At 69.9% G+C, this 24,449-nt stretch carries 18 protein-coding genes; 14 read left to right on the top strand and 4 right to left on the bottom strand.

Annotated features, from left to right (window positions below; genetic code table 11):
- Positions 1-114: 114 nt before the first annotated feature.
- Positions 115-1,116: a hypothetical protein gene (locus H7965_RS15010; RefSeq protein WP_229682627.1), complete on the bottom strand. Its 1,002-nt coding sequence runs from the start codon at positions 1,114-1,116 to the stop codon at positions 115-117.
- A gap of 147 nt (positions 1,117-1,263) precedes the next feature.
- On the opposite strand from H7965_RS15010, the gene H7965_RS15005 reads away from it, so the two are divergent.
- The 6 genes from H7965_RS15005 (at position 1,264) to H7965_RS14980 (ending at position 8,395) form a co-directional block, all read left to right on the top strand.
- Positions 1,264-2,220 carry a radical SAM protein gene (locus tag H7965_RS15005; RefSeq protein WP_229682626.1) on the top strand — a complete coding sequence of 319 codons (957 nt, stop codon included), beginning with the start codon at positions 1,264-1,266 and terminating at the stop codon, positions 2,218-2,220.
- 223 nt (positions 2,221-2,443) lie between these two features.
- A complete protein-coding gene (locus H7965_RS15000) occupies positions 2,444-3,433 on the top strand; it encodes a Bug family tripartite tricarboxylate transporter substrate binding protein (RefSeq protein WP_186771399.1) in 990 nt (329 codons plus the stop codon).
- Positions 3,434-3,540: 107 nt separating this feature from the next.
- Positions 3,541-3,930: an OmpA family protein gene (locus tag H7965_RS14995; protein WP_186771398.1), complete on the top strand. Its 390-nt coding sequence runs from the start codon at positions 3,541-3,543 to the stop codon at positions 3,928-3,930.
- Between the two features lie 178 nt (positions 3,931-4,108).
- A complete protein-coding gene (recQ, locus tag H7965_RS14990; RefSeq protein ID WP_229682625.1) occupies positions 4,109-5,953 on the top strand; it encodes a DNA helicase RecQ in 1,845 nt (614 codons plus the stop codon).
- Between the two features lie 616 nt (positions 5,954-6,569).
- Positions 6,570-7,586 carry a hypothetical protein gene (locus H7965_RS14985; RefSeq protein ID WP_186771397.1) on the top strand — a complete coding sequence of 339 codons (1,017 nt, stop codon included), beginning with the start codon at positions 6,570-6,572 and terminating at the stop codon, positions 7,584-7,586.
- A 215-nt stretch (positions 7,587-7,801) separates the two neighbouring features.
- On the top strand, positions 7,802-8,395 hold the full coding sequence (locus H7965_RS14980) for a transposase (protein WP_186771396.1): 594 nt from the start codon (positions 7,802-7,804) through the stop codon (positions 8,393-8,395).
- A 53-nt stretch (positions 8,396-8,448) separates the two neighbouring features.
- On the opposite strand, the gene H7965_RS14975 is transcribed toward H7965_RS14980, so the two are convergent.
- The 3 genes from H7965_RS14975 to H7965_RS14965 are packed head-to-tail and all read right to left on the bottom strand — an operon-like array spanning position 8,449 to position 13,135.
- Positions 8,449-10,134, bottom strand: coding sequence for a hydantoinase B/oxoprolinase family protein (locus H7965_RS14975; protein WP_186771395.1), 1,686 nt, complete (start codon positions 10,132-10,134; stop codon positions 8,449-8,451).
- On the bottom strand, positions 10,131-12,185 hold the full coding sequence (locus H7965_RS14970; protein WP_186771394.1) for a hydantoinase/oxoprolinase family protein: 2,055 nt from the start codon (positions 12,183-12,185) through the stop codon (positions 10,131-10,133). Before H7965_RS14970 ends, H7965_RS14975 begins: the two co-directional genes overlap by 4 nt.
- Positions 12,182-13,135 carry a Bug family tripartite tricarboxylate transporter substrate binding protein gene (locus H7965_RS14965; RefSeq protein WP_186771393.1) on the bottom strand — a complete coding sequence of 318 codons (954 nt, stop codon included), beginning with the start codon at positions 13,133-13,135 and terminating at the stop codon, positions 12,182-12,184. Before H7965_RS14965 ends, H7965_RS14970 begins: the two co-directional genes overlap by 4 nt.
- Positions 13,136-13,350: 215 nt before the next feature.
- On the opposite strand from H7965_RS14965, the gene H7965_RS14960 reads away from it, so the two are divergent.
- From H7965_RS14960 to H7965_RS14925, 8 genes are read left to right on the top strand one after another with little or no spacing between them, the layout of a single operon-like run.
- Positions 13,351-15,120: a hydantoinase B/oxoprolinase family protein gene (locus H7965_RS14960; protein WP_186771392.1), complete on the top strand. Its 1,770-nt coding sequence runs from the start codon at positions 13,351-13,353 to the stop codon at positions 15,118-15,120.
- Positions 15,117-17,198 carry a hydantoinase/oxoprolinase family protein gene (locus tag H7965_RS14955; RefSeq protein WP_186771391.1) on the top strand — a complete coding sequence of 694 codons (2,082 nt, stop codon included), beginning with the start codon at positions 15,117-15,119 and terminating at the stop codon, positions 17,196-17,198. The genes H7965_RS14960 and H7965_RS14955 overlap by 4 nt, the downstream gene beginning before the upstream one ends.
- Entirely contained in the window at positions 17,195-18,265 is a 1,071-nt protein-coding gene (locus H7965_RS14950) for a TRAP transporter substrate-binding protein (RefSeq protein ID WP_186771390.1), read from the top strand. Before H7965_RS14955 ends, H7965_RS14950 begins: the two co-directional genes overlap by 4 nt.
- Entirely contained in the window at positions 18,262-18,891 is a 630-nt protein-coding gene (locus H7965_RS14945) for a TRAP transporter small permease subunit (protein WP_186771389.1), read from the top strand. The genes H7965_RS14950 and H7965_RS14945 overlap by 4 nt, the downstream gene beginning before the upstream one ends.
- A complete protein-coding gene (locus H7965_RS14940) occupies positions 18,888-20,252 on the top strand; it encodes a TRAP transporter large permease (RefSeq protein ID WP_186771388.1) in 1,365 nt (454 codons plus the stop codon). The genes H7965_RS14945 and H7965_RS14940 overlap by 4 nt, the downstream gene beginning before the upstream one ends.
- A gap of 9 nt (positions 20,253-20,261) precedes the next feature.
- The gene (locus H7965_RS14935) at positions 20,262-22,316 is read left to right on the top strand and encodes a hydantoinase/oxoprolinase family protein (protein WP_186771387.1); all 2,055 of its coding nucleotides are present in this window, start codon (positions 20,262-20,264) and stop codon (positions 22,314-22,316) included.
- A complete protein-coding gene (locus tag H7965_RS14930) occupies positions 22,316-23,944 on the top strand; it encodes a hydantoinase B/oxoprolinase family protein (RefSeq protein ID WP_186771386.1) in 1,629 nt (542 codons plus the stop codon). The genes H7965_RS14935 and H7965_RS14930 overlap by 1 nt, the downstream gene beginning before the upstream one ends.
- Positions 23,941-24,417 (top strand): MaoC family dehydratase, encoded by a 477-nt coding sequence (locus tag H7965_RS14925; protein WP_186771385.1) that lies wholly within the window; start codon positions 23,941-23,943, stop codon positions 24,415-24,417. The genes H7965_RS14930 and H7965_RS14925 overlap by 4 nt, the downstream gene beginning before the upstream one ends.
- Positions 24,418-24,449 lie beyond the last annotated feature (32 nt).

Here is a 24,449-nt window from a genome sequence, read left to right as displayed (position 1 = left end):
GCCGCGCGGTTGGCTCCGCAAAGCTTGGCTACGCGCACCCGGCGCGGCGCCGTTCGGGCGCCCGGCTGAATGGAGCATGCATGCCGCTGGGAAAATCCGCCGTTGCGTCGGGTCCTACGCCGGCGCGTAGAGGGCGGCCAGCGATAGCCGGCGCAGGGTGTTGCGGGTTAGCGCCTCGATCTCCCGCCGGTCGGTGGTTTCCGGATGCACCGCCAGCCAGGCGGTGGCGGTCCGGTTCCAGAACAGCGCCAGGTCGGTCAGCCGGTCGCGCAGCATCCGCTGCCGGGCGATCAGCCGGGTGAGATTCTGCAGCGCCCCGGGTCGGCGCAGGCTGGCATCGGCCTCCCGCACCACCAGGTCGGCGGCGATCCGTGGCCGGTCGATCACCGGTCCGAGCGCGCCGAGCGCCAGGGTCAGCAGGTCGTTCGCCCAGCGCCGGTCGTCGCCCAGCACCCGGTGCGTCAGATGCACCATGCTTTCCATGGAGCGGTATTCCGGCTGGGCTGCGGCGGCGGCCAGCGCCCCGGCATGGGCATTGGCCAGGCGCTGCAGCCGGCGGGCGAGCGGGGCGACGCGTTCCAGCGGCAGCAGGTCCTGGGTGATGCAGCGCGCCACCGCCTGCTCGAACATCTCGGCACCGGGCGGCACCCGGCGGATGGCGTCGCAGAGCGCCATCGCATCCTCCTGCGCGGTGGCCGACATCGCTTCCACCAGCGCGGTGGTGGCGGCGTAGATGTGGTGCTCCTCCGGCAGCGGCGGGTCCTCGTCGCGCAGCGGGGCGGGCATCGGGTCCTGCGGCGACACCGTCTCCATGAAGCGCAGCGCCGCCGGCACCAGCCGCAGCAGCATGAAGTCGCGGCTGCCGGGCAGGATGTCGAACAGCAGATGCGCCCGGTCGATGTCGGTGACCAGGCGGATGTGGTCGAACCGCCGGACCACGGCGATGCTGCCGGCGGCGTCGCGTTCGAACCGCAGCCCCGGCTCGCGCAGCACCGCGGCGGCGAAGTCGAAGCGCGGCGGCGGCCATTCGCCGAGCCGGGCGGCGCCGGGAAAGCATACCGGGTCGAAGCCCCGCGGGTCGGGCAGGGCGGGGGGCAGGGCGGCGGGGCGGTCCACGCCGCCGAGAGTGTCACGCCGGCGTTAACGCCCGGTGTCTCGGTTCTCGCGCCAACGGTTTGCCCTCGGGCTTGGCCACGGATCGCGGTACCCTGTCCGGCCAGCCACCCGGGAGGAGTCCTGGCCGCTGTCCGGAGGAGCCGCCGCTTGACCGCCCCGCATCTCGCCGCCCGACCGCTCGATCCCGCCAAATTCCGCGACCCCGCGCTGACCGCGAAGGGCGAGGTCCGGGCCAGCGTGGCGCTCTCGGCGCTGCGCACGCTCTGGGTCAATACCGGCACGCTCTGCAACATCACCTGCCGCAACTGCTACATCGAGAGCAGCCCGCGGAACGACGCACTGGCCTATCTCTCGGCCGCCGAACTCGAAGGATACCTCGACGAGATCGCCCGCGACGAGTGGCCGGTGGAGGAGATCGGCTTCACCGGCGGCGAGCCCTTCCTCAACCGGGAACTGCCGGCGATGCTCGGCGCCGTGCTCGGCCGCGGCTTCCGCGCGCTGGTACTGACCAATGCGATGAAGCCGATGCGCAACCACGCGGCGGCGCTGCTGGCGCTGCGCGAGGCCCATGGCGAAAGGCTGACGCTTCGCGTCTCGCTCGACCACCACGACCCGCTGCTGCACGATCTGGAACGCCAGGAGGGCAGCTTCGCCCAGGCGGTCGAGGGCCTCGCCTGGCTGGCGCGCGAGGGGTTCCGGCTGCATGTCGCCGGCCGGGCCGGCTTCGGGGATGCGGATGAGGCGGCGATGCGGGCCGGCTTCGCCCGGCTGTTCGCCGCGCATGGCATTCCGGTGGATGCGGCGGATCCGGTGGCGCTGATGCTGTTCCCCGAGATGGATGCGCGGGTCGACGTGCCGGAGATCACCACGGCCTGCTGGAGCATCCTGAAGAAATCGCCGGACAGCCTGATGTGCGCCTCGGCGCGGATGGTGGTGAAGCGGCGCGGCGCGGTACGGCCGGCGGTGCTGGCCTGCACCCTGCTGCCCTATGATCCGCAATTCGAGCTGGGCGCGACCCTTGCCGAGGCGGCGCGGCCGGTGCCGCTGAACCACCCGCATTGCGCCAAATTCTGCGTCCTCGGCGGGGCCGCCTGCTCGCGCTGAGCGGGTGCCGCAGGTGGTGGGCGGGACGCCGCCGCCCGGCGTCACTCGACCTGCATGGCCAGGACCGGATATACAGCGTCACAACATCAACAATCCGGCTAGCTCCCGCACGGGACGCTTGGTCCGTGGAGGGACGTCATTATGCAGGATTTCAGGCGCTTCGCGTTGCCGGGCGGCATGGCCCCGGTCGGCCTCCGTGTTGGCCGCCGAGAGGGCTGACGCCATGACCGGCATCCTCACCCCCCGCCGGGCCCTGCTTGGCGCCGCCGGCCTCGTCCTGGCGCAGCCCGCCCTGGCGCAGGGCAAGGGCCCCGGCGGCTGGCCGAACGGCCGCAGCGTCGCCATGACCATCCCCTTCCCCGCCGGGGGTGGCACCGATGTGGTCTCCCGGATCCTGCAGGAAAGCTTCGCCGAGACCTTCGGTGGCAATTTCGTGATGGACCACAAGCCGGGCGCCACCACCACCATCGGGGTACGCCATGTGGCGCGGGCGCGCCCGGACGGGCTGACATTGGTGGTCGGCAGCAACTCCGGCTTCTCCGCGGCGCCCTTCGTCTACAAGAACCTCGGCTACGATCCGCTGACGGACTTCACCCATATCAGCCTGCTCTACGGCTCCGCCTATCTGCTGGTGGCGCATCCGCGCTGGGGCAGCTTCGAGGAGGTGGTCGCGGCGGCGAAGCGGTCCCCCGGCAAGCTCTCCTACGCCACCTGGGGCGTGGGCGGGACGGCGCATCTGCTGATGCTCGATGCCGCCGAGCGGGCCGGGGTGGAGATGCTGCATGTCCCCTTCGCCGGCCCGGCGCCGGCGCTGACCGAGATCCTGGCCGGCCGCGTGGACATGATGTTCACCACCTTCGCCCCGGCCCGCGCGCATGTGCTGGAGGGGCGGCTGCGCGCCCTGGCCGCGCCGCATGAGACGCGCCTGGCCGCCGTCCCCGCGGTGCCGACGACGGGCGAGCTTGGCCTGCCGGAGGTGCTGGTCAGCGCCTGGTGGTGCCTGGCCGGGCCGGCCGGCCTGCCGGCGCCGCTGGCCACCGCGCTGGAACAGGCGGTGCGGACCGCCGTCGCCAGCCCCCTGGCCAAGCGGCTCAGCGACGAGTTCGGCCTGCTGCCGCAGCCCTTCGGGCCGGAGGCGATGCGCGACCGCATCCGCCAGGATCTGGCGCTGAACGAGGTGCTGATGCGGAAGGCGGGGATCACCCCGGAGTAGGGCCCGGGCAGGCGCGTGGCCGGGAGAACCGCGCAACGACCCGGGCGCTTGGTTGACGCGGCCGATGGTTTCCCGACCTATCCGGCCTCGCCACAACGGAGATCGCCATGCGCCGCCTCGTCCTCGCCGCCCTGCCGCTGCTCGCGCTCGCCGCCTGCACCACCGCCACGCCGCGCAACGCCGTGCGTGCCGTGGTCTTCTTCAACGAGGACAGCGCCGCGCTCGACGAGAATGCGCAGGAGCTGCTGACGCAGATCGCCGAGCAGGCCAAGGAACGGCCGACGGCGGTGGTGCGGGTGAGGGGCTTCGCCGCGCCGGATGCCGGCAGCCCGCGCTACAACCGCGACCTGGCCGAGCTGCGGGCGCGCCATGTCGCCGATCATCTGGCCTCGGCGGGTGTCGAGCGGGCGCGGATCCGGCTCGAACCGCGCGGCGCCGTGCCCTTCGAGATGTATCCGATCGAGTCCCGGCGGGTGGAGATCATCATCGCCCAGTAGCTGCGGCGGATTGACGCGCCGGGGCGGTCCCGCCCCTCCGCGATCCGCTCCACGCAATGAAGGGGCGGTGGCGGAACATCGGCTGACGCCGCGCGCCCGGCGTGGCATGTGGAAGGCCGATGCCTGAGGCGCGTGCTCCGGGCAGGCCCGAATCGGCCGCCCGGTCTATAAGGTCCGTATGTCCGCAGCAATGGAGTCCCTGGCGCCCGAATCCACCCATCTGGCGCCGGAAGCGGTGCTGCACCGGATCTTCGGCCATGCCGGCTTCCGCGGCCGGCAGGCGGAGATCGTGCAGCATGTGATGGAAGGCGGCTCCGGCCTGGTGCTGATGCCGACCGGCGGCGGCAAGTCCCTGTGCTTCCAGGTGCCGGCGCTGTGCCGCCCGGGCCTCGGCGTGGTGGTCTCGCCGCTGATCGCGCTGATGGAGGACCAGGTCGCGGCGCTGCGCCAGCAGGGCGTCGCCGCCGCCGCGCTGCATTCCGACCTGCCGGAGGAGCAGGCGCGCGAGGTCCGCCGCGACCTGGCGCGCGGCGCCATCAAGCTGCTCTACGTCTCGCCCGAACGCCTCTCCCTCGACACCACCCTGGCGCGGCTGGCGGAACGGCCCATCGCCCTCTTCGCCATCGACGAGGCGCATTGCGTCAGCCAGTGGGGCCACCACTTCCGGCCGGAATACCGCGGCCTCGGCATGCTGGCCGAACGCTTCCCCGAGGTGCCGCGCCTCGCCCTGACCGCGACCGCCGATCCGCGCACGGTGGAGGACATCCGCGCCCAGCTCGGCCTGGCCGAGAGCCCGGTGTTCCGCGGCGGCTTCGACCGCCCCAACATCTTCATCAGCGCCGCGGCGCGGGAACAGGAGCGCGCCCAGCTCCGCGCCTTCATCAAGGAAGCCGGCGACGGCGCCGGCGCCGGCATCGTCTACTGCGGCACCCGCAACAAGACCGAGCAGACCGCCGAATGGCTGCGCGCCGACGGGCACGACGCGCTCTGCTTCCACGCCGGCATGGCGGCGGAGGACAAGCGCGACGCCCACCGCCGCTTCGCCCGCGGCGACGCCGTCATTATGGCCGCGACCATCGCCTTCGGCATGGGCATCGATCGGCCCGATGTCCGCTGGGTGGCGCACCTCGACCTGCCGCGCAGCCCGGAAAGCTGGTACCAGGAAATCGGCCGCGCCGGGCGGGACGGGCTGCCGGCCCGCGCCCTGCTGCTCTACGGCGCCGGCGACATCGCCCTTGCCCGCCACCGCATCGCCGAAAGCCCCGCCCCGGATGAGCAGAAGCGGATCGAGCGCGGCCGGCTGGAAGCCATGGTCTCCATCGCCGAGGCCGCCACCTGCCGCCGCCGCATCCTGCTGCGCTGCTTCGGCGAAACCCCGGAGGCCGAGACCTGCGGCGCCTGCGACGTCTGCCGCAGCCCGCCCCGCCTCTTCGACGGCACCATCGCCGCGCAGAAGCTGCTGAGCGCCGTGCTGCGCACCGGCCGCCGCTTCGGCGTCGGCCACCTGGTGGATGTGCTGCGCGGCCGCACCACGGAAAAAGTGGCGCAATTCGCCCACGACCAGCTGCCGACCTTCGGCGTCGGCAAGGACCTGTCCGACACCGCCTGGCGCGGCGTCGCCCGGCAGCTTGTGGCCATGGGCGCCCTCGACGTCGCCATCGAGAACCATGGCGAGCTGGTGCCGACCGACGCCGCCCGCCCCATCCTGAAAGGCGACCAGAAGGTGCTGCTGCGGGAGGAAGCGCTGACCGCCCGCGCCACCCCGCGCGACCGCACCAGCCGCGGCGCCGAACCGGCTATGGCGGGCGACCCGCTCTTCGACGCGCTGCGCGCCTGGCGGAAGCGGGAGGCGGAGCTGCAAGCCCTGCCGGCCTATATGATCTTCTCCAACGAAACCCTGGCCTCGATCGCCCGGATGCGGCCGCAGGATGCCGAGGATCTGGCCATGATCCCCGGCGTCGGCCGCAGCAAGCTGGAACGCTACGCGGATGGCGTGCTGCGGGTGGTGCGAGAGGTGGGGTGAGGGCGGGTTAGGGTCGCTTAGGTAAGAATCGGGGGCGCTGCCCCCGAACCCCCGCTGGGGGGACAAGCGTCCCCCCAGGCCTCGGCAGGGGTTTGGGTGGGGGGTGGTTGGAACCGGCTACTCGGGGCCAGAGGTGCGAGCCGCTATATATTATATGAACTTATTTGGGGGTAAATTTTTTCAAGCTTTCTACCAATGAAATTGATAAAATGGTTGCGATATTCAAGCAAGAAGGACCGCAAGTTTTTTAGATTAAGAAAGTCAAATATGGCGGGCCAAAATATTGGCCCATGCAGCGGAGCCGCGAGTGCACAACCAGCCTGAGGCGATGTTGGCTTCGGCTTCCGCTGACGGGTCAGGATATGGGCACGATGGTGTAAAACCGTGGCAGAATCGCGGTGGTAGCCCGCGGCCACGCCCGGCGTCTCAAGTGGTGCGAGCGACATCCTCAACAACTTCGGAGGAGCGGTTGGGGGACCTGGATCGGATGCAGAACTCGACTGAGCCTTCCATTTCGCGCGCCCTAGTTTAACTTTTGGTTGTGATACAAGGAACGTTGAAGCAGCGTGGGAGGCTGTCAAGGCGACACCACGCGAGTCGTTCCAGGGAGTAGGCCGTGTCTGATCTGAGTCGGGAACTAATCGGTGATAACCCGTCCGTTCTAATCCAGAATTTGCCTCGCTCAGCTTTGCAGGCAATATACCATGCAGTTACCGGAAAGACAGAGACCTACTCAAAAACCCTCAAAAAGAACGTCGTCATAAATCACCATGATATTCAGCAGCTCCATTCCCGGATTATGCAGCAAATTGAGCATTACGAGCTAGTTGCTGCGCCCACCGTTACGGTTGCGATTAAATTCGACAAAAACAGGAAGTTGCAATATACATCGTGGGAGAGATATGCAAATTTCCAATCGAATACTGTTGAAATAACATCCGAATTCATTCTTAAATACGAGTTTCTTCTGTCTTTGCCGAATACAATAACTCCACAGCGGTGCATAGTTAATATCGGCTTAGATTCGGCTCTTCCGGTCGTCGCCCATGAGGATGACAATCCCTTCGGTCCGCATCGAAGTTTCTTCCGGATTTTCACCAGTGCAGGTGAGTGGAGAACCGTAGACATTTCCATAGATTTTGTCGATTTCTTAATTGCTCACATATTCTCCGGGGTTATTGAGGAATGGTTCGGCACGCTTGAGTGTGTTGAGCGCCCGCGCTGGGCGGAATACGTCTGCAAGCATCTTCTGATTTTCAACTCAATCTGGGGCCACGTTAGTTCAATGGGTCTTGCAGCTTTCATCGCTACATACGCATGGGCGATGTCTGGCCAGGAGTTGCGCATCGGCGACCTTGCCTACGCCATATCGATAGCTATTGTTATTTGGGCTTTCCTAAAGATTGCTGCAGGACTCGTATCGGAGGCTTTCAATGATGCTGTTGGTAGATGCCTGATCCCCACCGTGATCCTGGTAACAGAGGGCGACCGCAGAGCATATGCCAAACTCAAGCTCCCCAAGAATAAGGTCCTGAGGAGCATGGGGTCCATAACGTTGGGTGCAGTATTCGGGGTCTTCCTTAACGTTGTTGCGAGTTATCTTTATGCCCACCTAACCCGAATAAGCGGATGATCATACCATCGTGTCTATATCCTGACCCGTCAGCGGAGGCCGAAGCCAACGTCGCCTCAGGCTGGTTCCGCACTCGCGGCTCCGCCGGATGGGCCAATATTTTGGCTCGGCGGTATAATATTGTCGTGCGCCGGCGGGAGAGGGGCAATAGGAAAATTTTCTTGATTTTGGTGGGTGAGTAAGGCTTATTCGCCGGCTCGCTTTGGACACCGCCCATGCGCCACTTTACCCCCCGCCGTCCCTGGACCCCGCTGACCGACACCGAATGGGCCGCCCTGGCGCCCCACCTGCCGCGCGCCGATCCCTCTGCCTCCCGCACTGCCGGCCGCCCCATCGCTGACCCACGCGCCCGCATGGACGCCATGCTCTATGCCTGCGTCACCGGCTGCCCCTGGGGCGAACTGCCGGAGACGGACGCCAAGCCCCTCAGCATCGCCCGCCACTTCCGCCGCCTCGCCCATGCGGGTGTCTGGTCGCGTTTGCTCCGCGCGCTCACCGCCGCGGACGCCGCCTCCGCCCTCCGCGCCATGGAATACTGGATCTGCCGCCTGGCCCGCCGCGCCATGCGCATGCTGGGCATGGAAGGCATCGACCTTGCCCGCCAGCTTGGCCTGCTGAGTGCCTTGCCGATGCTGCCCTGGTTCATGCCGAACCGGGATTTGTCCCAATCCCTGCTGGCCACCATCGATGAGGTGCTGAATCGCCTGCCGCGGCAGCGCCCGCCGCCCGGATTGCTCACCTTGCTGGGCAAATGCCTCCAACACGCCGGCGGCCGCCAAGTCTGGTCGAAGCGGCTGGCACCCCCATGAGGAAAAACCCACAGAAAACGAAGGGGGTACGGGGGAAGTGCCTTCCCCCGTTCTTACTTCTTAAACCCGTACTGCGTCTCAGCGGCGGCCTCACTCACCAGCCCCCGCTCCACATCCCGCGCCAGCGCCTCCGGGTCGCGCGCCGAGGCCGGGCCGTACCCGCCGCCGCCCGGCATTTCCACCACCAGCCGCTCCCCGGCCGGGATCACCTGGAATCCCTTGCCCTTCATCTCCGTGCCATTGGCCAGGGACAGCCGGCCTTTCGCCCCATTCCCGCCGCCGTCGCGGCCGCGGGCGGGGTATTTCACCCGTTCGAAGGTGGCGAAGATGCCGAAGGGCGCGCCGTGGCGGTGCTCCACCTCCATCACCTGGCCGAGGCCGCCGCGCTGCGCCCCCGCGCCGCCGCTATCCTCCCGGTATTCCTTGGTCCAGATCACCACCGGGGCGATGGTCTCGGTGATCTCCACCGGCACGTTGCGCACGCCGGAGGGGAAGGGGGTGGCGGAAAGCCCGTCCTGCTTCGGCCGAGCCCCGGCGCCGCCGGAATGGAAGGTCGTCACCATGAAGGGGGCGGAAACCGGGGCGTTGCCGCCCGCCGCGCCTCCGGTGCCGGTCATGCCGTGCCCGGCGCCGAGCTTCAGGTTCCAGAGATTGCTGGTCCCCTCCGCCGGCACCCGCCCGGGCATGCACTGGTGCAGCGCGTCATAGACCACGTCCGGCAGCATATGGCCGATGGTGGACCGCGCATTCACCGCCGCCGGCCAGGGGGCGTTGACGATGCTGCCCTCCGGCGCCGTCACCCTTATGGCGTCCAGCGTCCCGGCATTGTTCGGGATGGTGGGCGCGACCAGGCATTTCACCCCGAAGGCCGTGTAGGCCTCGGTGTAGCAAAGCGGGCAGTTGATCCCGTAGGAGGAGGCGGCGGAGGACCCCGCGAAATCCACCGCCACATGGTCGCCGGCGATGCTGACGGCGGCGGTCAGGTCGATCGGCGCATCATAGCCGTCGATCCGCATCGCCCCCTGCCAGGTGCCCTGCGGCAGGGCGGCGATGGCGCGGGCCATGCCGGCGGCGGAGCGGGTGATGATATGCTCCCCCAGCGCATCCAGCGTGGCGATGCCGTGTTCCGTCATCATGGCGGACAGCCTTCGCTCGCCCACCTGGTTGCAGGCGACCAGGGCGTGGATGTCGCCCTCCACCTGCACCGACTCGCGCACATTGGCGCGGACTATGCGCATCAGGCTTTCGTCGAAGCTGCCGGCGCGGACCAGCGGCAGCAGGGGGATGAACAGCCCCTCATGGAACACCTGCCGCCCGTCCGGCGACTGCCCGAGGCCGCCGATGTCGACGACATGGGTGGTGCAGGAGAACAGCGCCACCAGCCGCCCGTCATGGAAGGCGGGTGAGGTGATGACGATGTCATACAGGTGCCCCGTGCCCTTCCACGGGTCGTTGGTGATGAAATGGTCGCCGGGGCGCATGGTCTCGGCGGGGAATTCCCGCAGGAAATGCACCACGCTGCGGGCCATGGAATTCACATGCCCCGGCGTGCCGGTGACCGCCTGGGCGAGCATCCGCCCCTCCAGGTCGAAGACCCCGGCGGAGATGTCCCCGGCCTCCCGCGCGCTGGTGGAGAAGGCGGTGCGGACCAGGGCGCGCGCCTGTTCCTCCACCACCGAGAGCAGGCGGTTCCACATCACCTGCAGGCGGATGTCGGTCAGCGCATGGCTGGCGGTCATGCGAAATCCTCCAGGATCAGCTGGCGCAGGGCGTTCAGCTGGCAGGCGAAGCCGCGCGGGACGATGGTGGTGGTCTCGTCCTCCACCACCAGCGCCGGGCCGTCGAAGCGCATGCCGGGGTGGAGGGTGCGGCGCTCGATCACCGCCGCTTCCTCCAGCAACCCGCTGGCGGGGTCGAGGACGTTGCGGTGGCCGGCTGGGGTTGGGCCGGGCAGCGTCGCCACCTCGGGCACCGGGGCGGGCAGGGGGCGGTGGGTGGCCAGGGCCAGGGTCCAGGTCAGCACCTCCACCTCCAGCCGTGGGATGGTGCGGCCGAACAGCGTGGCGTATCCGGCATCGAAGCCGGCGCGCAGGCTGGCGGCGTCGAGGCTGGTGACGGGCACGGCGATCTCATGCCCCTGGCCGCGGTACCGCATGTAGGCGGTGCGGGTCTCGACCAGGGTTTCGGCGGGCGCGCCGAGGCGCACCACCGCCTCCGCCTCCGCCCGCATGGCGGCGAAGAGGGCGTCGAGCGCCTCAGGGTCGAAGGCGTCGAGGCGGGTGTGGCGGGTGCGGACCACCTCATACCCGATGGGCGCGCGGAGGAACCCGTACGCCGAACCGACCCCGGCGCCGACCGGCACCACCACCCGGCGCATGCCGAGCTTGCGGGCGAGGCGGGCGGCATGCAGCGGCGCGGCACCGCCGAAGGCGATGAGGGTGCGCTCGGCGGTATCCTTGCCATTCTCCACGGCATGGACGCGGGCGGCGCTGGCCATGGTCTCGTCGACGATCTCGGCGATGCCGGCAGCCGCACCGGCGGCATGGGTGCCGAGGGCGGTGGCGATGGGCGCCAGGGCGCGTTCGGCCAAGCCGCGGTCGAGGGTCATGGTGCCGCCCGCGAAGCGCTCCGGGTCCAGCCGGCCAAGGGCGGTGTCGGCGTCGGTGACGGTCGGCTCGGTGCCGCCGCGGGCATAGGCGGCGGGGCCGGGGACGCTGCCGGCGCTGTCGGGGCCGACCTGGATGCGGCCGAGGGTGTCGACCCGGGCGATGGAGCCGCCGCCGGCGCCGATCTCCACCAGCTCGATCACCGGGATGCGGACCGGTAGCCCGCTGCCCTGGATGAAGCGGTAGGCCCGCGCCACCTCGAACTGGCGGGAGCGGTTCAGTTCCAGATCGTCGAGCAGCGTCAGCTTCGCCGTGGTGCCGCCCATGTCGAAGGCGACGGCACGGGCGATGCCGCATTCGGCGGCAACCGCCTGGGCCAGGATCGCGCCGCCGGCGGGGCCGCTCTCCACCAGCCGCACCGGGAAGCGGCGCGCGGTCTCGACGGTGGTGACGCCGCCGGAGGACATCATCAGCAGCAGCGGCGCGGCGAGCCCGGCGTCGTGCAACCCCGCTTCCAGCGCGCCCAGGTACCGCGCCATCAGCGGCAGGACGTATGCGTTGGCGATGGTGGTGGAGGCGCGCTCGTACTCGCGGATCTCCGGCGCGACCTCGCAGGAGAGGGAGAGGGCGACGCCGGGCAACTCCTCCGCCAATATGGTGGCGGCGCGGCGTTCATGCGTGTCGGTGGTGAAGCTGTGCAGGAAGCAGAGCGCGATGGATTCGATGCCGGCGGCGCGCAGCCCGGCCGCCGCCTCCCGCACCGCAGCCTCGTCCAGCGGCAGCAGCACGTCGCCATCGGCCGCCACGCGCTCCGGCACGCCGAGCCGCCATTGCCGCGGCACCAGCGGCTCCGGCCGCTCCATGTGGATGTCGTATTGCTCGAAGCGGTGCTCCCAGGCGATCTCGACGGAATCGCGGAAGCCCTTGGTGGTGAGCAGCGCGGTGCGGGCCCCCTTGCGCTCGATCAGCGCGTTGGTGGCGAGCGTCGTGCCATGCACCACCAGCCCGACCTCGGCAGGGGCGACGCCAGCCAGGGTCAGGATGCGCTGCGTGCCCTCCAGCACCGCCTGCTCCGGTGCGGCGGGAGTGGTCAGCAGCTTGGTGGACCAGCTGCGGCCCCCCTGTTCGAGCACCAGGTCGGTGAAGGTGCCGCCGATATCGACGGCGAGCCGTGCGTTGCTCAATCGCTGTCTACCCGGATGTTGCCGGCCTGCACGACGCGGGCCCAGGTTGCGGAATCGCGGCGGAGGAATTCGCGGTACTCCGCCACGGGCATGGTTGCGGGCTGCAGCCCCGCCGCCTCGAAGCGCTGCGCGGTCGCGGGCTCCGCCATCACCTGGCGCACCTGCTCCGACAGCAGCGTCACGATTGCATCCGGCGTGCCGGGCGGTGCGGCGAGACCGTACCAATTCTCCGCCTGGTATCCCGGCACGGTCTCCGCCGCGGTCGGCGCGTCGGGCAGCGCCGGCCAGCGCTCCGGCGAGGTCACCGCCATGGCGCGCGCCTGGCCGCCGCGGATCAGGCCGAGCGTCGCCGGATCGCCGAAATACGCATCCACCACTCCGGCGGCGAGATCGTTCAGCGCCGGCCCGGTGCCGCGATAGGGCACATGCACCATGCCGATGCCGGACATCTGCCGGAACAGCTCGCCAGCCAGGTGCTGGCTGGTGCCGATGCCGCCCGAGGCCCAGCGGATCTCGCGCTGCCGGCCGAGCGCCAGGAATTCCGCCGGCGTCCGGGCCGGCAGGTCGTTACGCACGGCGATGATGAAGGGCATGCGGACGAGGCGGGTGACATGCGCCAGCGCCATCGCGTCATAAGGCAGGCGCCGCAGATGCGGTCCGGCGGTGGTGGTGCCGGCGCCGGTCAGGCTCAGCGTGTAGCCATCCGGCGCGCTGCGCGCCATCGCCTCCACGCCGATGACGCCGCCAGCGCCGCCGCGATTCTCGATGACGATGATTTGGCCGAGCGTCCGCTGCAGCGGTTCTGCCAGCAACCGGGCGGTGAGGTCGACGCCGCCGCCGGGCGGGAAGGGGACGATCATCCGGATCGGCCGCGCCGGCCAGGCCTGCGTCGCCGCGATGCCAGGCACCATCGCGGCCAGTGCCGCGCTCACCACGCTTCGTCGTCGCACCGGGTCCCCCCATCGCATCGCGGCGCCGAGGCTAGCACAGAGATTGAAGACGGAAACTCCCGCTCCACTGCCCAGCCGATGCCCAGCACCCTTTCGCCGCTGCACAGGCAGCGGGCAGATGGCGTTGCCGCTGGCCGATTGCCTGGCGCCGAAGGGAGTGGACCGGCGTCGCAACCGTGCCATGCTCCCTCATTCCCAGTGACCAGGGGCAGCGCATGCAGGGACGAAGCTACGACCCGATCGAGTTCGAGCTGTTCAAGAACGCGCTCTTCTCGATCGCCGATGAAATGGCGCTGACCATCCATCGCACCACCTACTCGGCGGTGCTGAAGGACAACATGGACTACTCCACGGCGTTCTGCGACGCCGCGGGCAGGCTGGTCGCCCAGGGCCTGACCCTGCCAAGCCACCTCGGCAGCATCCCCGAGGCGCTGGCCGCGGTGATGCGGCGCTATGGCGAGGAGATGGCGGAGGGCGACATCTTCGTCCTCAACGACCCCTTCGAGGGCGGGATGCACCTGCCCGATATCTTCCTGTTCCAGCCGATCTTCGTGAACGGCGAGCGCGTGGCAATCGCCGCCACCATCTGCCACCACACCGATGTCGGCGGCCGGGTCCCGGGCTCCAACGCCTCCGACAGCACGGAGATCTACCAGGAAGGACTGCGCATCCCGCCGCTGCGGCTCTACGAGCGCGGCAAGCCCAATGAAACCCTGCACATGATGATCGACCGCAATGTGCGGGTGCCCGTGAAGGTGTTCGGCGACCTGCGCGCCCAGCTCGCCGCCTGCACCATCGCCGAACGCGCCTTCAAGGAGCTGGTGGCGCGCTACGGCGTGGCCGAGACCCGCTTCTACATGAATGAGCTGCTGGACTACGCCGAGCGGCTGACCCGTGCCGCGCTGCGCGCGCTGCCCGACGGCGAATGGTCCTTCGAGGACCACATCGACGACGATGGGGTGGAGATCGGCAAGCCCATTCCCCTGCGCGTGCGCGTCGAGAAGCGTGGCGACCGCATGGTGGTGGACTGGACCGGCACCAGCCCGCAGGTGAAGGGCGCGATCAACAACACCTTCAGCTACACCCGCTCGGCCGCCTATTGCGGCATCCGCAGCATCCTGCCGGCGAATATCCCGAACAACGAGGGCTATTTCCGCGCCATCGAGGTGATCGCCCCGGCCGGCACCATCGCCCATGGCGTGCTGCCGGCGGCCTGCGCCGCGCGTGGCCTCACCGGCTTCCGCATGGTGGATACGCTGTTCGGCGCGCTGGCGATGATGCTGCCGGAGCAGGTGGGCGCGGCCGGCGATGGCGGCAACCTGGGCGTTTCTCTGGGTGGCTGGACGAAGGAAAGGCAGCCCTTCATCTACGTCGACTTCACCTGCTCGGCCTGGGGCGGGCGGCCCTGGGGAGATGGGCTGGACGGCAACTCCCACATGTTCGCCAACATGGCATCGCCCTCCATCGAGGTGACCGAGGCGGAGCAGCCGATCCAGATCACCGAATACGAATTCCTGCTCGATACCATGGGCGCCGGCCAGTGGCGCGGCGGCGCGCCCTTCGCGCGGGAGTACAAATTCCTGGAGGCCGAGGCGGTGCTGCAGGTCCGTGCCGACCGCCGCGAATTCCTGCCCTTTGGCCTGCAGGGCGGGCAGCCCGGCGCGCCCTCGATGAACTGGCTGCTGCGCGACGGCAGGCGGGAGAAGCTGCCCTCGAAATTCTGCATCACCCTGAAGCATGGGGACGTGTTCCGGCTGGAGGTGCCGGGCGGCGGCGGCTGGGGCGACCCGCTGCTGCGTGACCCGGCGCTGGTGTTGCGGGATGTGCGGAACGGGCTGGTGTCCGTGGCGGCGGCGCGGCGCGACCATGGCGTCGTGGTGGAAGGCCGGGCGGTGGATGAGGCGGCGACCGAATGGCTGCGGGCGGAGATGCGCGCCGCGCGCACCGCGCCCTTGCCGGCCGTGGTGCGGGAGCGCGCGGCATGAGCTGGCGCGTCTCCGCCGATATCGGCGGCACCTTCACCGACCTCGTCGCCATCGGCCCGCAAGGCGAGCTGCGGACGAAGAAGGTCTCCTCCTCCGTCGGTGACTACGGGCGCGCTATCGTCGAGGGTCTCGGCCAGCTCTTCGTCGAAGCGGGCTTCGCCGCGGCGGCGGTGGAGGAGGTGCTGCATGCCACCACCGTCGCTTCCAACGCCATCCTGGAGCACAAGGGGGCGAAGACCGGCCTCATCACCACCCAGGGCTTCCGCGACGTGCTGGAGATCCGCACCTTGCGCATGCCGCGGCTCTACGATCTGCGCTGGGAAAAGCCGGTGGCGCTGGTGCCGCGCCACCTCCGCCTCGGCGTACGGGAGAGGGTGCTGCACACCGGCGCGGTCGAGACGCCGCTGGACGAGGCGGGCGCGAGGGCGGCGGTCGAGGCGTTGCTGGCCGAGGGTGTCGAGGCCATCGCCGTCTGCCTGCTGCACAGCTACGCCAACCCGGCGCATGAGCGCCGCATCGGCGCCATCATCGCCGAGCTGGCGCCCGGCCTGCCCGCCTCGCTCAGCGTCGACGTGTTGCCGGAGATGAAGGAGTACGAGCGCACCTCCACCACCGTCATCAACAGCTACATCGGCCCGGTGCTGGGCCGCTACCTCGGCGCGCTGGGCCAGGACCTTCGCGCCGCGGGGCTGCAGGGGCCGTTGCTGCTGATGCAATCCTCCGGCGGGCTGATGCCGGCCGCCGAGGCGGCGCGGCTGCCGGTGCGGGTGGTGGAGAGCGGGCCGGCGGCCGGCGTCATCGGCGCGCAGGCGCTGGCGAAGCGCATTGGCCTGCCCAACGCCATCTCCTTCGACATGGGCGGCACCACGGCGAAGGCCGGCGTCATCGAGAACTACCAGGTCGCGCAGGCGGCGGAATACAGCGTCGGCGGCGGCATCATGGTCGGCTCCCGCCTGCTGTCGGGCGCCGGCTACCAGTTGAAGGTGCCGTCGATCGACCTGGCCGAGGTCGGCGCCGGCGGCGGCTCGCTGATCCGCATCGATGCCGCCGGCGCGCCGCAGGTGGGGCCGGAGAGCGCCGGCGCCGATCCCGGGCCGGTCTGCTACGGCCGCGGCAATGCCCAGCCGACGGTGACCGACGCGAATGTGGTGCTCGGCTACCTCAATCCGCGGGCGCTGGTCGGTGGCGCTTTGCCGATCGACGCCGCCGCCTCGCGCGCCGCCATCGCCGGGAAGATCGCCACGCCGCTCGGCCTGACACCGGAGGAGGCGGCGCATGGCGCGCATCTGATCGCCGCCTCCAACATGATCCGCGCCATCAAGGCGGTATCCTCGGAGCGCGGGCGCGATCCGCGCGGCTTCGCGCTGGTGGCCTTCGGCGGCAACGGCCCACTGTTTGCCGCGGGCATGGCGCAGGCGCTCGGGATGAGGCGGGTGGTGGTGCCGCCCTCGGCCGGGGTCTTCTCCGCCGTCGGGCTGCTTGCCTCGGACGTCGAGGTGCATCTGGCACGCTCCTGGCGCCGGGCGACGCATAGGTTGGATCCGGCGGCGCTGGAGGAGGCCGCTGCGGCGCTGGAGGCGGAGGCGCGGGCGCGCCTCGCCGCCCAGGGCTTCCCGCCCGAGCGCATCGTCGTGCAGCGTGCCGCGACCCTGCGCTACCAGGGCCAGAGCTTCGAGCTGCAGGTGGGCTTCGCCGCCGGCGACGGTCCGGCGGTGCTGGCCGAAGGCTTCGGTGCCGAGCATGAGCGCACCTATGGCCACCGCGCCGGGCCAGGGGAGCCGGTGGAGATCGTCGCCCTGCAGGTGGTTGGCCGCGGGTTGCCAGACCGGCCGCGGATGCCGGACCGGCTGGCGCCGCCCGCCGCTGCCACGCCACAGCCGGCCCGCCCCGCCTATTTCGGCCGTGCCGCCGGCTGGCTCGACACCCCGGTGCTGGCGCGCGCCGCGCTCGCCGCGCCGCGCCAGGGGCCGGCAATCATCGAGGAATACGACTGCACCTGTCTGGTCCCGCCTGGCGCCACCGCGGCGCTGGATGATTTCGGCAACATCATCATCGACCTGGGGGAGTCTTCCGCATGAAACGCTTCCTGCTCGGCGCCGTCGCCGCGCTCGGCCTCGCCGGTGGCGCGGCGGCGCAGGTGCCGGCCAGCCTGCCTGCCGGCCCGAAGGTGACGGTGGTGGCCGTCACCCAGCCGCTGCCGACCCAGCCGCAATACACCCGCGTCGACATCCCCATCCTGCGCGAGCAGGTCGGGCAGCGCAGCGGCGGCCGGATCGAGGTGCAGCTTTCCACCCATGCCGAGCGCAACCTCTCGGGCACTGAGTTGGTGCGGCTGGTGCGCTCCGGCCAGGCCGATATCGCCGCGGCGACGCTGACGACGCTGTCGGGCGACGTGCCGATCCTGGATGGCGTGGACCTTGCCGGCCTTGCGCCCGAGATTGGCGTCGCCCGGCGCATTGCCGAGGCCATGCTGCCGGTGGTGAACCGCGACCTGGAACGCTTCGGCGCACGGTTGATGGTGATCTACCCCTTCCCGGCGCAGGTGGTCTTCTGCCGCCAGCCCTTCGCCAGCCTCAGCGAGCTGCGCGGCCGCAAGGTGCGGACCTTCGGCAACTCGCTGGTGGATTTCTTCACCGCCTGGGGTGCCCAGCCGGTGTCGATCGGCTTCCCGGAGGTGTATTCGGCGCTGGAGCGCGGGGTGGTGGATTGCGCCATCACCGGTACCGGCAGCGGTGTCGCCGCGCGCTGGCCGGAGGTGACGACGCATGTCTCCAACCTGCCGGTGTCCTGGGCGCTGGCCGGCTACATGGTGAATGTCGCCTGGTGGAACCGGCTGGATCCGCAGGTGAGGAGCTTCATCGAGGCCGCGCTGCGCGAGGTGAACGACAAGCAGTGGGAACTGGGCGCCGCGGCGACGCGGGACGGGCTGGATTGCGCCATCGGCAATGCCGCGGCCTGCCGCATCCACACCCTGGCAGCCCGGCCAATGACCGAGGTGCCGGCCACCGAAGCCGATCGCGCGGCGGTGCGGGAGATCCTGGAAAAGACCGTGCTGCCCGGCTTCGTCCGCCGCTGCGGCGCACGCTGTGGGGAGGTGTTCAACCAGGTGATCGCGCCCATCGTCGGCGTGCGTGCCGGCGGGTGAGCGGGGCGCTGCCGGCTCCGCTAGCGTTGCGGCTGGCGCGCGGGCTGCGCACCGGCACCGCCGCGGCGGCCACGGTGATGGCCTATCTCGCGGGGTGGAATTACATCGCCTGCGCGCTGTTCATCACCGCCGATGTGGTGGGGCGGCAGTTCGGCTACTCCTCCGCCTCCACCATCGAGATTACCGGCTACATGCTGGCGACCGGCATCGCCTGGGGGCTGGCGCATGCGCTGGCGCGGCGGGCGCATATCCGCGTCGATGTCTGGGTGAACCGGCTGCCGCTCAAGCTGCGCGCCGTGCTGCATTTGCTGGCGCTGCTGCTGCTGGGCGGCTTCGCGGCGTTCTGCGCCTGGTCCGCGCTGGCCCTGGTCGATGAGAGCCTGTTGTTCGATGCGCATGACAATTCGGCGCTGCGGGTGCCGCTGGTGGTGCCGCAGGGCATCTGGACCTTCGGCATCCTGGCCTTTTGCGTGATGATCCTGATGCTGGCGCTCGAATGCGCGCTGTCGCTGCTGCTGGGGCGGCCGGAAGAGCTGGATCGGCTGCTCGGCGCCCGCACCCTGGAGGATGAGACGGCGGAGGCGCTGGAAGCGGTGGAGATGGCGCGCGGGGGCGCCGCGCGATGATCGCTGTTGTCCTGCTGCTGGTGCTGCTGGGTGTCGCGGTCTTCGCCGCGGCGACTGGCGGCCAGGCCGTGCCGGTGGTCGAGATCCTGGCGCTGACCGGCGCCTTCCTCGTCTTCTTCGGCGCCGGGGTCTACATCGCCGCGGTGCTGGGGCTGCTCGGCATATTGATCGGCCTGACCTTCTCCGACCGGCCCTGGTGGGCCTTCGCCGGGCAGACCCTGTGGGGGCCGTCCTCGAATTTCGTGCTCGTCGCGGTGCCGCTGTTCCTGCTCATGGGCGAGATCCTGCTGCGGGCAGGGCTGTCGGACCGGCTGTACCGGGCGCTGAACGTCTGGCTGAACCGGCTGCCCGGGGGCTTGCTCCACACCAACATCGCCTCCTGCGCGGTGTTCTCCGCCATCTCCGGCTCCTCCGTCGCCACGGCAGCGACGATGGGATCGGTGGCGCTGCCCTATTTCAACAACAGCGCCTACAGCCAGCGCATGGTGCTGGGGTCGCTCGCGGCCGGCGGGGCGCTCGGCAACCTGATCCCGCCTGGGATCACCTTCATCATCTACGGGCTGATCACCGAGACCTCGGTTGGCGCGCTCTATATCGCCGCGCTGCTGCCGAGCATCCTGGTCACCGGCCTTTTCATCCTGGTGATCCTGGCGCATGGGCTGACCCACCCGCTGCCGCGGCCGGAGCGTTTGCCGCTGGCGGTGAAGCTGCGGGCGTTGCTTGATCTGGTGCCGACCCTGCTGCTGATGGCGCTGGTGCTGGGCAGCATCTACGCCGGCTTCGCCACCCCGACCGAGGCGGCGGCGCTCGGCGTGGTCGGCGCCGCATTCTTCGCCGCCGCCGAAGGCAGGCTCACCCTCCGCCTGCTGAATGCCAGCGCCGAGGCGACGGCGCGCAACACCGCGCTGCTCGGGCTGATCATCTTCGGTGCCTATCTGCTGAACTACCTGCTGACCGCGATCAACGTGCCGCAGACCCTGGCTGGCTTCATCGGCGGCCTGCCGCTGCCGCCCTGGGCGATCATGGCCTGCATCCTGGCGCTGTATCTCGCCCTCGGCACCTTCATGGAGGGGTTCTCCATGATCATCACCACCGTGCCGGTGGTCTTCCCCATCGTCACCGCCCTCGGCTACGACCCGATCTGGTTCGGGGTGATGGTGACGATGCTGGTGGAGATCGCCCAGGTCAGCCCGCCCGATGGCACGGTGATGTATGTGCTGCAGGGCATGCGGCCGCGGGCGGGGCCGATCACCGATGTCTTCGTCGGGGTGGTGCCCTTCCTCGCCGCCTATCTGCTGGCGGTGGTGCTGATGATGATCTGGCCGGAGATCGCATTGTGGCTGCCGCGGGTGATGGGGTAGGGGAGAGAGATGATCGAGCGCCCAATCCGCATCGCCGTCGACATCGGCGGCACCTTCACCGACCTGCAGGTGCTGGACGGCCGCAGTGGCGCCGTCCAGGCCTGGAAGACCCCGACCACGCCGGAGGATCCCTCCATCGGCCTGCTGCGCGGGGTGACCGAGGCCGCGGCGCGCTTCGGCTTCGCACTGGAGGAGGTCGGGTTGCTGCTGCACGGCACCACCATCGCCACCAACGCGGTGCTGGAACGCAAGCTCGCCCGCGGTGTGCTGCTGACCACGGCGGGGTTCGAGGATGTGCTGGAGATCAACCGTCACGTCCGGCGGGAGCTCTACGCCGTCGATCCCGACCCCTTCCCCTGCCTGATCGAGCGCGACCGGCGGCTGGGCGTGGCGGAACGGCTGCGCGCTGATGGCAGCGTCGAGACCCCGCTGGACGAGGCATCGCTGCCGACGCTGCTGGCGAGGCTGGATGCGCTGGAGACCGAGACCGTCGCCGTCTGCCTGCTGCACAGCTACCGCAACCCGGCGCATGAGCAGCGGCTGAAGGCGCTGATCGGCGCGGCGCGGCCGGAGCTGCCGGTTTCGCTGTCGAGCGAGGTCAGCCCGGAGATCCGCGAATACGAACGCAGCAGCACCACCGTGCTGAACGCGCTGCTGGTGCCGGTGGTGAAGGCCTATCTCGGCCGGCTGGAGGCGCGGCTGGGCGAGGGCGGCTTCCGGCCGCTGGTCTTCCTGGTGCAGTCGAACGGCGGCGTCTGCAGCCTGCGGACCGCGGCGGAACAGCCGGCGCGGCTGCTGCTCTCCGGGCCTTCCGGCGGTGCGCTGGCGGCGGGGCGGATCGCGCAATTGCTGGCGCGGCCGAATCTCGTCGCCGTGGACATGGGGGGGACAAGCTTCGATGTCTCCGTGGTGCAGGGCGGCCGCGTCAGCGTCGTGACCCAAGGCGAGATCGACCGGCTGCCGGTGCGCCTGCCGATGGTCGAGATGCGCACCATCGGCGCCGGCGGCGGCTCCATCGCCAGCGTCGATCATGGCGGGCGGCTGACCGTCGGGCCGCGCAGCGCGGGCGCACGGCCCGGCCCGGTCGCCTATGGCCGCGGCGGCACCGAACCGACCGTCACCGACGCCAACCTCGCGCTCGGCCGGATCGACCCGGAGTATTTCCTCGGCGGCGCGATGCGGCTCGACATGCCGGCGACCCGCGCCGCCATTGCGGAAAAGGTCGGCACGCCGCTCGGGCTTGCGGTGGAGGCGGCGGCGCAGGGCGTGCTGACCGTCACCAATGCCAGCCTCGGTGCCGCGGTGCGGCTCTCGCTGTTCGAGAAGGGGCTGGACCCGCGCGATTTCTCGCTGCTCAGCTTCGGCGGCGCCGGCGGGCTGCATGCCACCGACGTGGCGACGGAGATGGGCATCCGCGAGGTGATCTTCCCGCGCGAGCCGGGCACGCTTTCCGCCTATGGCATCCTCTACAGCGACCTGGTGCAGGACATCGCCCGGTCCCGCGTGCTGCCGGCGGTACCGGCGAGCCTTGGCGAGATCGGCGCGCTGCTCGGCGCGCTGCGTGCCGAGGCGGATGCGCGGCTGGCGCAGGATGGTGTCGCCGCCGCGGCGCGGCTGCTGGAGGTGGCGGTGGACATGCGCTACCACGGCCAGGCCTTCGAGCTGCTGGTGCCCTGGGGCGATGTCGCGGCGCCGGACGCGGCGGCGCTGGCGACACTGGTGCAGCGTTTCCACACCATTCACCGCCAGCGCTTCAGCTACGCCGATGAAGCGGAGGCGGTGGAACTCGTCACCCTTCGCGTCATCGCCATCGGCCGCCTGCCGAAGCCCGATGCCGCCGAAGCCCCGCCGGCCGCGCGCCCGGCGCTGAAGGGCAGCCGCCGGGTCTTCGAGGAGGGCGCCTGGCGCGACATCCCGGTCTGGGACCGTGACGCGCTGCCGGCGGAGGACCGCATCATCGGCCCCGCCATCATCGAGGAAGCCTTCGCTACCCATTGGATCGGCCGCGGCTGGGCCGCCACCCGCGCCGAGGCCGGCGCGCTCATTGCCCGGAGGGATGCGTGATGCTGGGTCCCATCGAGATCGAGGTCATCCGCAACGCGCTGACGGCCGCCGCCGCCGAGATGGACGTGACCATCTGGCGCACCAGCCGCAGCACCATCGTGCGCGAGCTGCTGGACTATTCCACCGCGGTCTTCGATGCCGAGGGCAACAACCTCGCGCAATCGGCGCGCATCCCGAGCCACCTCAACAGCATGTCGCATTTCCTCCGGGAGTTGCTGGACAAGTGGGTCGATCCCGAAAGTTGGGGGCCGGATGACGTCGTCATCTCCAACGACCCCTATTGCGGCGGCCAGCACCTGCCGGACATCACCGCCTTCAAGCCGGTGTTCCATGAGGGGCGGCGCATCGCCTTCGTCGGCGCGCTCTGCCACCACATCGATGTCGGCGGACTGGTCGCCGGCAGCTATGCGGCGAAGGCGATCGAGATCTTCCAGGAGGGGCTGCGCATCCCGCCGGTGAAGCTGATCGAGAACGGGCGCCGCAACGAGGGCGTCTGGGCGATGATCCGGCAGAACATCCGGAAGCCCGATCTGCTGCTGGGCGATCTGCAGAGCCAGATCGCCAGCCTGGAGGTGGGTGCGATCGCGCTGCGGCGCCTCGCCGCCCGCTACGGCGCCGATGGCATGATCGAGGCCGGGCGGCGCATCCTCGACATGAGCGAGCAGGCGATGCGCGCCGCCATCAGCCGCATGCCGGACGGGACCTATGAGTTCACCGATTGGCTGGACGACGACGGCATCGATCTCGACAAGCCGATCAAGCTGCATGTGGCGCTGACCATCAAAGGCGATGCCATCTCGGTCGATCTCTCCGGCTGCTCTCCGCAGGTACAGGGGCCGACCAATGCCACCCTGGCCAGCAGCAACGCCGCCATCATGTTCGCGGTGATGTCCGCCTGCGACGAGCCCTTCGCCGCCAATGCCGGCTGCTACCGCCCGGTCAGCACCATCGCGCCGGAAGGGCTGGTGGTGAATGCGCGGCATCCGGCGCCGGTGGTGCACCGCATCGCGGTGACGCACCGGCTGCTGAACGCCATGTTCGGCGCGCTGCACCAGGCGGTGCCGGACCGCATTCCGGCGGCCTATTACGGCAACTCCTACGTCTGCACCTTCCAGACCGTGGCCGAGGACCAGCGGCGCGAGGTGCTGGTGGAGATCGAGATCGGCGGCACCGGTGCGCATCCGAAGAAGGATGGCGTCAATGCCCTGTCCAGCGGCATGCACAACAACAGCAACATCCCCATCGAGATGATCGAGGCGCAGGCGCCGCTGACCATCACCCGCTACGGGCTGCTGCCGGGTTCCGGTGGGGCCGGCATGCGGCGCGGCGGGCTGGGGCTGGCGCGGGAATGGCGCATCGACAGCCCGCGCTGCTTCTTCACCGCCAATATGGACCGCTTCGTACACGCCCCTTACGGCCTGGCTGGTGGCGGCCCCGCTGCGGTCGGCCGGCTGGTGCTGGTGCGGGACGGGGTGGAGAGCCCGCTGCCGCCGAAATCCGACAATGTCCCGCTGCAGCGGGGCGACCGGGTGCGGCTGGAAACCTCGGGCGGCGGCGGCTTCGGCGATCCGGCACGACGCGATGCGGCCGCGGTCGCGCGCGACAGGGCGCTGGGCTACGTGGCATGAGCTTCGATCCGCGGCAGCACCGGCTGGTGCCCGAGCAGCGTTGGTTCGGCGACTTCACCCTCGGCGAGCGCTTCCCGCTGCCGAGCCGCACCATGACCAGTGGCCTCTTCGCTGCCTTCCAGGCGGCATCCGGCGACAATCATCCGATCCACTACGATGTGGAATACTGCCGCGCCCACGGCCTGCCGAACATGCTGGCGCATGGCTATCAGGTGGCGATCCAGACCTGCGCCGGTGCTGGACTCTTCCCGCATCTGGTCGAGGAGTCGCTGAAGGGCTTCCTTGAGCAATCCACCCGTTTCCTGCACCCGGTGGTGCTGGGCGACACGCTCTACCCGCTGCTGGAGGTGGATGAGCTGACGCCGCAACGCAGCACCGGCATCCTGGGCCTGCGCGCGACGGTGCACAACCAGCGCGGGGTGCTGGTGCTGGAAGGCCGCCACCGCTACCTGCTGCGGATGCGGCCGGGGTAGCGGGTCGACCCAACCACCCGTGATGGCCAAAG

The sequence above is a fragment of the Siccirubricoccus deserti genome (assembly GCF_014283215.1).
Taxonomy (GTDB): domain Bacteria; phylum Pseudomonadota; class Alphaproteobacteria; order Acetobacterales; family Acetobacteraceae; genus Siccirubricoccus; species Siccirubricoccus deserti.
Note: the sequence above shows the minus strand (reverse complement) of the source record. Positions and strands in the feature narration are given on the sequence as shown.